Source organism: Pseudoalteromonas sp. APC 3358 (assembly GCF_030408075.1).
GTDB lineage: Bacteria > Pseudomonadota > Gammaproteobacteria > Enterobacterales > Alteromonadaceae > Pseudoalteromonas > Pseudoalteromonas arctica.
In genome coordinates this window covers 127,230-137,709 of record NZ_JASDCE010000013.1, presented here as the reverse complement: position 1 = coordinate 137,709, position 10,480 = coordinate 127,230, and the positions used below count along the sequence as shown (strand labels likewise).

Annotated in this window: 5 protein-coding genes; 3 read left to right on the top strand and 2 right to left on the bottom strand. The window is 39.0% G+C overall.

What is annotated here, in order from left to right; genetic code table 11:
• Positions 1–91: 91 nt before the first annotated feature.
• Both QL995_RS17925 and QL995_RS17920 read right to left on the bottom strand, forming a co-directional pair.
• Complete coding sequence (locus QL995_RS17925; RefSeq protein WP_290294753.1) at positions 92–649, bottom strand: DUF1566 domain-containing protein; 558 nt, start codon at positions 647–649, stop codon at positions 92–94.
• On the bottom strand, positions 646–2,253 hold the full coding sequence (locus tag QL995_RS17920) for a DUF1566 domain-containing protein (protein WP_290294752.1): 1,608 nt from the start codon (positions 2,251–2,253) through the stop codon (positions 646–648). Before QL995_RS17920 ends, QL995_RS17925 begins: the two co-directional genes overlap by 4 nt.
• A gap of 164 nt (positions 2,254–2,417) precedes the next feature.
• Between QL995_RS17920 and QL995_RS17915 the strand changes: the two genes are divergently transcribed.
• The 3 genes from QL995_RS17915 to QL995_RS17905 all read left to right on the top strand — a co-directional run bounded on the left by QL995_RS17915 (position 2,418) and on the right by QL995_RS17905 (position 10,375).
• Positions 2,418–2,843: a hypothetical protein gene (locus tag QL995_RS17915; protein WP_290294751.1), complete on the top strand. Its 426-nt coding sequence runs from the start codon at positions 2,418–2,420 to the stop codon at positions 2,841–2,843.
• 124 nt (positions 2,844–2,967) lie between these two features.
• Positions 2,968–3,276, top strand: coding sequence for a hypothetical protein (locus QL995_RS17910; RefSeq protein ID WP_290294750.1), 309 nt, complete (start codon positions 2,968–2,970; stop codon positions 3,274–3,276).
• Between the two features lie 157 nt (positions 3,277–3,433).
• The gene (locus QL995_RS17905) at positions 3,434–10,375 is read left to right on the top strand and encodes an Ig-like domain-containing protein (RefSeq protein WP_290294749.1); all 6,942 of its coding nucleotides are present in this window, start codon (positions 3,434–3,436) and stop codon (positions 10,373–10,375) included.
• Positions 10,376–10,480 lie beyond the last annotated feature (105 nt).

The following is a 10,480-nucleotide window of genomic DNA, read 5'->3' as shown; positions in this document are numbered from 1 at the left end:
GGCGAAATAACAAGGCCGATAGTGGATGATTAGGCTCCAAGCTGAAAGTAAACCACCTCCGCAGCCATTTATTGGTGTGGTCTACAGAGGATTATGTCTTTTTAGAGGGGAAAATCCCTAGAACCCCTTTAACAAAGCGAATTAAGCGGTGCGTGTTAACGTCAGTCAAAAACTCACTACCGTCAGAAAAATCCACAATTAGACCTTCAACATTACCCAGGGACGTTAAGTTATGTGCATCAGGTGTATTTGACCAGTACGCTGCAGATGGCGTGCTTGGGAACGCATACAGGTTAATGGCAGGCTCTACGCACATACGCTCGACCAAAATCCCGAGTTCCTTGATATTGGGTAAGCGCCAACCATCAACATTGAATTGAGATGAATTTTCATCAGCGATTTTCAAAGCAGCTTGCCACGACGATATATTGGTTGGAGTGCCAACACAGTTCCCATCTTGATAGGTCTGCCCAAACGAACATTTACTCCACAGCAACCCATTTACAATGTCAGTCACAGTGCCATCTTTGTTATCTAAGAAGTGGCCGTTCGGTTGAGTGGCTTCAATTGACTCTGTTTTACATGTTTGGGCCGCAAGACTCGTACTAAACAAGGCGGCCATAGCGAGTGTTGTATAAAGTGATTTCATTGTGCACCTCCTCGTACTGCGCGAATATTATAGGGTAAGTTTTTATTACATAATTTAGTTTGCCCCGTTGCGGTGTTTAGGCACCAAACCGCACCTTCCCCATCGGCATAAGGGGTAGAGCTTAGTAGTTGGCCTGTCGGTTCATTTGGAAAGTAAGTGCTAAGTGAGTCGTCGGCATCAACAGCAAAGTTGTGTAGTGACTGTAATTCACTAATTGTCGGAAGTCGCCAATCTTTAAAGCCGGAAATTGAAGTGGAATTCATCTGTAAAATGTAGTTTTCAGTGCTGCAATAACGAAACTGTGTATTGTACGACGCTGAGGTATATAAAGGCGCGGCGCAGTATTGGCTAATAGGGTGCTGGCTATCGATAAAGCTAATACCCGTTACGCCATTCGCGCCGCCATTGCTTTTTTGATTAGGGTTATACCAGACGTAAGTGTAATTTGACGCGCGCCACTCATTATGAGCATTTTCGTGAAGGTAATTACCCGCTTTTATAGCATCAGTTATATAGTCTCTTAGCTCGTTACCTGAAAGTGTAGGGAGTTCTTGAGGTTCGTCTTTTACTTCCCAGAACAACCCTGTTTGATTATCAAGAACAGAAACAAATGACTCTGCATTAGAAGGTAGAGCATTGCCCGAAATATCAATTTTAGTCAGAGAGAATCCGCTGTGTCCGTCAAAAGAATCTGTATTATCTGCATCACGGCCAAATTCAGCGTCTTGAGATGGGTAATCAGAGTTGGGCGACGTGGATGTAAAACTTGTACCATCGAACCAGGTTGTAACACCTGTGTCATTCATGCCTAAATCACCATTGATAATGATGGTCAGCTCATTTTGCTCAGTTAACACAGCATTTGATGGCTCAAGCAATTCAATTGTTATTGATTCGCCACCTTCGGGGGTAGTGTCTTTGAGTATTTCAAATTCAATTTTTGCGGAAGTTTTACCAGAGTCTACTTGGATTGGGCTTTTTGTAATCAGGTTATAATCTTCTGATTCCGTTGCTAAACCACCGAGTACGAAAGGAAGCTGTATATCTTTACCGGACGCTGTATCTATTTCCAGCTCAACAGAAAACAAACCTGTGTCTTCAGTCACACTTGCAACATCAGTCACAAACCCAGCACTAGGAGTTGGATCAGTGTCTCTTATTGTAATAATACTTTCAGTAAACCCTGTTTTTAATGTGGCATTTTTAGGCTCAGAGATTGAAATCAAAAATGTTTCATCCTCTTCATCAAGGCTATCTGGTAGCACTTTAAACGAAATAGTCGAACTTAATGAGCCGATTGGGATCGTTATTTCACCTGCAATCGCTTCAAAATCTACACCAGCACTCGCTGTAATAGCGGTCACTTCATAACTTAATGTCACTTCTTCTTTTGCTGCTTTTGAGAGCGACAAGCGCACACTGCTATCTAAAACAGAGTCTGCGGGTTCATTAATAAGTTTTGCCGACTCAATAGAAATTGATGGGGGGGTTGTGTCTTCTGGAAAACTAATTCCAGCACTTTTTTCACCTTCCTCACTACCACACCCATTGATTGCAATGGCTGCGGCTAAAGCGAGTACAATATTACTCTTTTTAAGTTTCATAACTGCTTTCCATTATTCGAGTTAATAACACATGATTTCGTCAAATAATATCAACCGGCTACCACAACATTAAATTTTACAGAGGTTAAAAATGCTATCTGTAAATTTTTGATTTGCACTTGTGACTAAGTAAGATTAGAAAAAATCCACATGAAAGGTCTAATATGAATATCATTAAAATTGGATTGATTGCAGCAAGTATTAGCAGTATATCCACCGTTTCAGCCTGTGAAAAATGGCAGTTTATAGTCACTGGCGAAAGCCAACTCATATCTTCGACGCTTGAAATTGAGTACGAACCGACTGAGCAGAATATAAAAATCGTTACTAATGAAATAAACGTTAAAGGTGATCCTACCTTTGAGGATGGTGAAAAGCCTAATTTAGAGTTATTAGTGAGTAGTTCAGACAATCAAAAGTTTACTTATGAACTCATGGCTAATCTACCTGTAACTACCGATGAAGGTATCTTGTTAAGGCCTATTGCAATTGAAGATGTTGCGCCACTAAGAGATGGTTACTTAAACTTTCATCAACGTGGTGATATTAAAATTACGCTCTATGGCCAGCAATTGACGTGCACAGATTGATTTAGCATCACTAATTAAGATTAACCGCCATAATTTAGAGGTCGTATATTTAACACCTCTACGTTTTCACCGCACAGTGTCGGTTAATTATACTTACTTTAAATTGGTAAATGGGTAGCGTTATATGAGTATAAAATCAAAAGTATCGAAAATATTAAAGGGAACAAAAAATCATTCTATTGGTTTTTTAAAGTACGCTTTGTATATGGGGGGACCTTTTTTAATTCTATATGCATTAGGAGACTTAATTTGGCTCGTAAATGAAAAATATGGAAGCATTATATTTTTTGTTTTGGTTATCTATGTCTACATTGGTGTAGCTCAAAACAAGGTTGAAAAGTCCGAGTTTCAAAATAATTCTTTCAATATAAGTTTGATGCTGAATATATGGAAAAATATTGTGATTTGGCCAATAAAAAAGATTTATGGGTAAATTGATATAAATCATATGCATAGATTTCATTTTGGAAGTTAACATTTCCGTTCCAAAAAAACGCATAAGCTAGAGTGCACTAATTTATGCGTCCTATTTTTTAACTTTTTCCTTTCAATGTTTAAAAATACCTACATTATCCATAATAGGTATTGTCATGAACAAAATCACAACAGCAACTTTATTACTAGCGGCTGGTGGCTTAATCCCATCAGTTTCAGCTGAGTTACTTGAGATTAATTACACTGATTCTAGCAATGTTACAAAAGCACAAAAGCCAACGGAAGCTTATATTGGCACAAATAATGACATTCAATTTGCTTTAAGTGCTGGTGTAGAGCGCTTAGTACAGTTAACAATTAAAAATACTTCGAATGAAATTGTTAAAAAATTAACGAGTGAAAAGCTTGGTCCTGTAGATCGCATTACTGTTAATGGTAATGAATATTACGGCTCACTTTTAAAAATTGACTCCATTGCAGACGGTAAATATCAAGCAATCGCGAGTATTCTAAGTGCAAATGGCAGTATAATTTCTTCAGAAACGTATGATTTAATTATTGATACCACTCCACCAACACTAGGAGCCTTTACATGGTCCTTCCCTTATGGCAATGGGACTGCGCCCGATGGTCTACCTAAGTTCAGTCATACGAGTGACCGGCATTTTACACTTGGTAATATTATAGATGACCTCTCTGGTATTGATAAAGTCGTTTATAAAACATATTGGGAGTCAGACGGTAGAGAAGGTCAGTTATATAAAACAGGCGATGTACCATATTATCCAACCTTAAATAAAGCTATGTTAGGCACAGGGGGAGATAACTCTAATGCAGCTGTGTTTTTTCCCGCAGGTACACAAAGTAAACATAAGGTAATTTTTGAAGTATTCGATTTAGCTGGGAACAGTGCTGAAAAAGAGTTTTACTTTTATAATAATTCAAAATGCGGGCCTAGCCCCAAAATCGTTGCAATCGAAGATCCAACCTACATAGGTGATTACTTGGGACAAGCCGGATTTAGACCTGTTACAGACAAAACACCGATCAATAAAAATCCATTGGAAGCTATATACCGCGTCTCGAAAGAAGCATATAAGGGAGCACCTGGCGCATCTGTATTTGCTGGGTCTACGACGGGTATAGCAAATCGTGGTTTGGTCTCAGTAGACGACGAATACGCCTATTTCAAGGTGTATGGTCCGGCAAACACATCAAATAACTTCAACTATCCAAATGCTGGGTGGACAAACAACAGCACGTGGCGTTGTAACTCCCTTTCTTTCCCAAACCCTGAATTTACAGACGAAACATTACCACCCAAAGGCACTAATATAGAAGCGTTTGTTGATGGGATCGGATGGGTTCCTAAAACCTATAGGGCTTCGGGTGAAAATGGGCGTGACACAGTAATATCAAAGATACGAATTACAGGAAGTGTTAGAGGTTACGAGCAATACGTAAGTATGTATGGAGGTTCATGTAAAATTGCACCAGGGGAGAGTTCATGTGAATTAGATACAAACTTACCGTTTAATAAAGCAGGAACTGTCGGTTATTATCATACAAGACCTCTTTTACGAAGCTCTGGCAACACAAGCATGTTTGACAGCACCCTAAGCCATGTTTGGGAGTGGGATGCACAAGACCCAATCATTAATGAAATAATAGAGCATGATGAAGCTCAAAAGAAGATCAGCTTTAGTATTACTGAGTTAAATTCAGGCAGTACGTGGGATAGAGTCAAGCTTGCTAGTACAGGGATTATCATAAAAAAGGACGGCGTTGTAATTGAAAATATAGCAGCATCATTACTTCGTTCAGGGTCAAATTACGTAGCTAGCGCTAATTATTCAAGCTTAGGACATGGCTCGTTTGAAATCATTGCGTGGGCAAAAGATAGCTATCAAAACTATGTTGAGAAGGTACTTTTATCAATTGAAAATGATATGCAAGCGCCAGCAGTGGTCTTTTCAATTGAGAATGGTGCAACTATAAAGTCATTGGATGAAATTACGATAAGCATTAATGATGATAACGAATCTACAATTAAATCTGTAAATTTGAAAGGTGGTCCAGCCAACGAAAATGTATATTTAGCCACCAGCGAAGTTAGTGAAGGTCTTTATACATTAGAGTACCCAGTGTTATTCCCCGATGAGAATTCAATATACATACTTACCGTTCTAGCTAAAGACAATGCAGGAAATGAAATTAAGAAAGAGCTGCGCTTTAATTTTGTAGCGGAAAAAATAGGTTTAGAAAGTGGATTAACTGAAATTACATTACCTGCGACGGGTGCTGTCTTTAAAGATGTAGACGGAAATCTACCGCTCTATAGTAAACCTATAAAACTAAGTGATGGTAGTACCATTAGTGGTAAATACCCTGTTTTTGTTACCTTACGAAGTGACAGTGAAGGCAGTGTGTTTATAAATAACAAAGAAATATTGCCAGGTACTACTGTAACAGTAGATTACGCCTATGATTTTGCATTAAGCGGTGGACGCTATAACTTAGATTTGGTGAACAAACAAAACACATTTACAAAGGGCAGCTTATTAATTGCATCATCAGCCCCCAATTCACCAGTGTTAATAACTGATTATAAGTTCAGTGGCTACAAAGGAACAAAACAAGTTAATACATCACCCTATGCAATTACTGATAAGTTTCAATTAAAATATAGAATAGGAGATCAGGTATCAAATTACTGTAGCGCATTTACTTCGTCACTTGAGGAAGTGCAGAGTTCTGATACCTTCAAAGATAGGCTTTGCCTCGTTCAGATGAATATTAAAGGCGTAAAACAAAGTTTTGATGTTACTGAAAGTGAAGCAACACTTTCATCTTACTTAGTATCATTAGAGAACCAGTTTGCCGAATTTAAGGTGAGTGTAGTTGGGTATAATGATGAATTGTTCACGTTATTCCATGACAAAGTTGAAGTTGCTCCACGTGATCCAAAAGATAGCTTGCAGACTGCGTTAGAGTTTAAAGAAGATATTATTTACCATCAAATACAAAAAATAGGTACGAATGTATCGTTAGCAAATTACGAAGGTTGTACGTTAACAACTAGTATCGCTCTAGCCAAAGAACATGCCTTTGATAAAGTTGGGGCGGGAGAAACGCCACTTTGTTTGGTTGAATGGATAAATTACCCAAGTGGGTTATCTGAAGAAAAATCGTCTGGCAAGATTAATGGTTTCGCTGACACTCTAGGTGCTTCAACCTTTGACTGGCAAATTAAGATTTTCTTCAATGGCAATGAATCAATGCCTATATCAATTGGCTCAAAAAGTGTCGATGTTGTTGAACCTATAGCGCCTAAGTTAACGGCCACAACTATTGAGTTTAGTAATGGTATGATCTCTACAAGTTCAAACCATCTTCTTCGTGATAGCGCTGCAAGTGTTAAGGGAATTACATTTAATGTTGAGCCTCGGCTGTATAAGCAAATCATTACCTATAATGGTGAAAGTTGTACTGTAGAAAGTAATTTCACGAAATGCGCTCTACCTGTAAGCATTCCAGTATTGGGAAACAAAGTAGATCAGCTGCAGGGTAATACAACCCTCACAATAGATATTGACTCTGACCGTTCTTATTTCTTTGATAAAGGTATGGGAGCTTTTACCAATGGACTGAACTGGGATTATACAGCGCCTTCATTGCATGAGGTTGTTATAAACAATAAGAACGATGGTAGCGTTATTGAAAAGCAATTAGGTGAAGAAAACGTTCAAGCGAAGCAAGATGAAATTCTCGTGATTATTAAATCACCTTTTACGAATATCAAGAATGATGAAACGTGGAAATTAAAAAATTCAGCTCTTATCATTGAACAAATTGATGACATAAGATTTCAACAATCAGTAAAAATCGACAACAATACATTTTATTTTAGTAGCTCAAAACAGAATCTGAGTGAAGATAATCGACTACCGCCAACCAAAACTGAGCTGGTGGGCGATTACATTGTTTATCACTATAATATGACTCCATTATCAGATGGCGCGTTTAAGTTCAGTTTGAACATGCGTGACTATTACGATAACGGCTCTGACTATGAAAATCCTATTTTCTATTTGCAGCGCTTTGCCCCAGAAGTGCAATTAACGTATTTACGTGACAAATCTCGTAGTACCAATTCATTTTACTTTGCCAGTGACTTCGGCGCGGTAACAAATCCGGGTTGGGATACTAAAAATGAAATAATAGAAGCAACATTTGGTGGTGTACCACTTACTTTAGTTGATGATCCAGTTGATGCTAAAAGTTTCATAAAATTCTTTGATGGAAATTTGGATGACCTAACGCCCGGTGATACCTATGAACTGGTAGTTAAAGCGAAGGATTCGTTTGGCAATATAGGTAAGATCAAAGAAAACTACGTGTTTGCCCCGTCTAAATTCAGTATTAAATCTAAAGATAGCGGCACACATGACCTTTATCAGTACATTCAGCGCGGTACGTTATACATCTACCAAAGCCAGTACCTTTGTAACTTTGTGGCATCTAAAGATTTAGCAATTGAAATATCAAGAGATGCTAGAAAAGGCTGTTACGTCAAATTAGACAACCTACCTAAAGGCATGGACGCTCTCTATCAAGGCTGGGCTATGACTGTTACGGGGTCTATACATGATGAACTTGATAATACGGTTAGCTACAGCGCTTATGTTGTTAACCCTGATGGTAATGAAGTAAAAGTAGAAGCTGGCGAGTTTGAATACAATATTAAAACTGCTGAACAAATGGCATTTGATTTAAACCCTATTATTGAACTTAAAAAAGGTGTTTATGGTGTTATCCCAGAAAATCCCGTTTTAGCACGCTATAGGCTTCAACACGTCGCGGGGGAGTTAAACATCAATGTAAGTCGTGGTGAGTATGAATCGTCTGAATACATGGCACAGAGGAGCCACAAGCCGATATATGAGCTACTTGGCATTATTCGTGATGACGATGTTGATAAGCGAAAAGTGTTTGACCGCTATCCGCTGGAAATAAATGCCGCCTACACGCTATCAGATGAACGTTTAGCAGGTTCGAGAGGCGAAGTTATTGTATTACCATCTCGTAAAGTGGCTATAAATTTAAGCATGGACTCAGAACGCAATGTATTAAGCACAGATAAAGTTCAAGTAACGGCGTTCATGGGAGAATGGAATTGGAAAGAAAAAATAAGTAAATATGATGCAAGCACCATGGGCGAATGGGATATTTATTTAGCGTATAAGAATAACAGAGGTGAAGAACAAGTAATCTCAGATACTAAATCGAATGATGAAAATGGGCAAGCTCAGTTCACGGTAGCAATTGCTGATATTTTCCGCAAAAGCAATGGTTTCTATGCCGTCGCATCAGTCAAATCGCCACATAAGGAATATGAAAAGAAAATTATATCGACCCCTATATTCATGAGAATAGTTTTGGGTACCGGAGTGGATGGTGATTTAAGAAGCTCACAAGTTAGCGGCAAAGTGCCGTTTACGACCCTTGTTCGTTATGACTATGAAACGATTGAAGATATGGTTGCGGGCAATGACACTAAATGGGAAATATCAGATAATCTCGCTGATTGGACAACTTTAGAAGAGTACCAAGGGCGAAATGCGATACCTTTCTTAATGCAAGCTGCTGGAGATAAGTATGTTAGAGCGACGGTGACAAACAAAAACACAGGTGAAGCGTCAGTTAGCAGCCCACTTAAAATTAGTGGTTACGACAAAGCAAGCTTAGTGATTAAAGGCCCATCTCAAGTATACGAAGGTCAAGAGTTTAAGCTTAATATGCTCGACTACAATACATCACTCGATACGTATGACGGACAAGCTCAATGGTCGCATGATGAGGGTGTAACATGGTTTGAAGGTGCACCTGTACAGTCATTCATAGCTAAAGGTGAGCAAGCACTTATTATGGGTCGATTTAGATTCAGTTCAACAACTGAAGCAGCGGGTGAACAGGCATGGTCAGAAGCTCGTTACTATGCACGTCCTGTATCCCCAAGACCAGTAATGGCACAGATACGTGCACCTCATCTAGTTGAAATGGGCACGACTATAGATGTTGAAGGACAAGTGTTAAACCTCAACGGTGGCGTAGATTTACCTGTTAAATATGAATGGGTATTGCCCAATGGTAAAGAAAAAAACGACGTGTCGTTTGAATATACGCCGACTGAAAGCGACCTTGATGACAACAACCGATTGAAGTTTGTGTTGAAGGCGTGGGTAGATGGTTATAAGGAGGCTACTTATCGTGAAACTCAACGCAATTTAGAAAGCTGGGTGTATGAGTTTCCAGAAACGACCATTGATATAAGAAGTAATATTTTAGTAGCGCCAGCTAACATCACCGGCATGATATTGCAAAAACATAAGTTTATGCCAGGAGTTACTTATACCTATGAATGGCTGGAAAGTGACAATATTGAGATCGCTAATCCAACGCGTATGTACTCGAATTTACTCGTTAAAACGCCGGGAGTGCATGAAATAAAGGCCAAAGTGACGGATAGTAGAGGCAAAGTAAAAGAGATTAGTAAGTTTGTTGACGTACTTGAAGCTGATCCAGTACAAGGGAGCTTGGTGCACTTTCCATCTAATCGATATAGTCGTGCACCCCTTGGGTTAGTAGCCCGAGCTCAAACAAAAGGCGGTCACCCACGAGATTATATTATCGACTATAAGTGGTTTATAAATGGCGAAGAAGTTGAAGTTAAACAGCCGAGAAGCCCTATGAATCGTTTTGAGATTGATGAAGCAGGTATTTATGACATAAAAGTTATCGCCACCAGCATGTTTGGCCAAGAAACTGAAATTAGAGAACGATATGAAGTTTTTGAAAACAAAAAGCCAACGTGTGAGAGTGTTCAGTTAGAGCGTTCGGGTACAATACGTATAACGGCAAACTGTAAAGACGAAGATGGCTATGTTGTTGGTTATGACTGGTGGTTTAATGGTGAGTATGTAGGGCGTGGTGCTGCCTCAACACAGCTTAGGTTGTCAGAATATCCAACCATGAACGTGACTTATGAAGCCGTAGATGACGCAGGCGGACGCACTAAAGGATCGTTTAGTTGGTAAAGCTGTAATGTAAGCTAAAAAGCCCACGTCGTTTCTCAGGGAATGACGTGGGCTTTTTAATATTAAGATTTTAATTTAAAGATAAATGTTTTAAATAGAAAATTG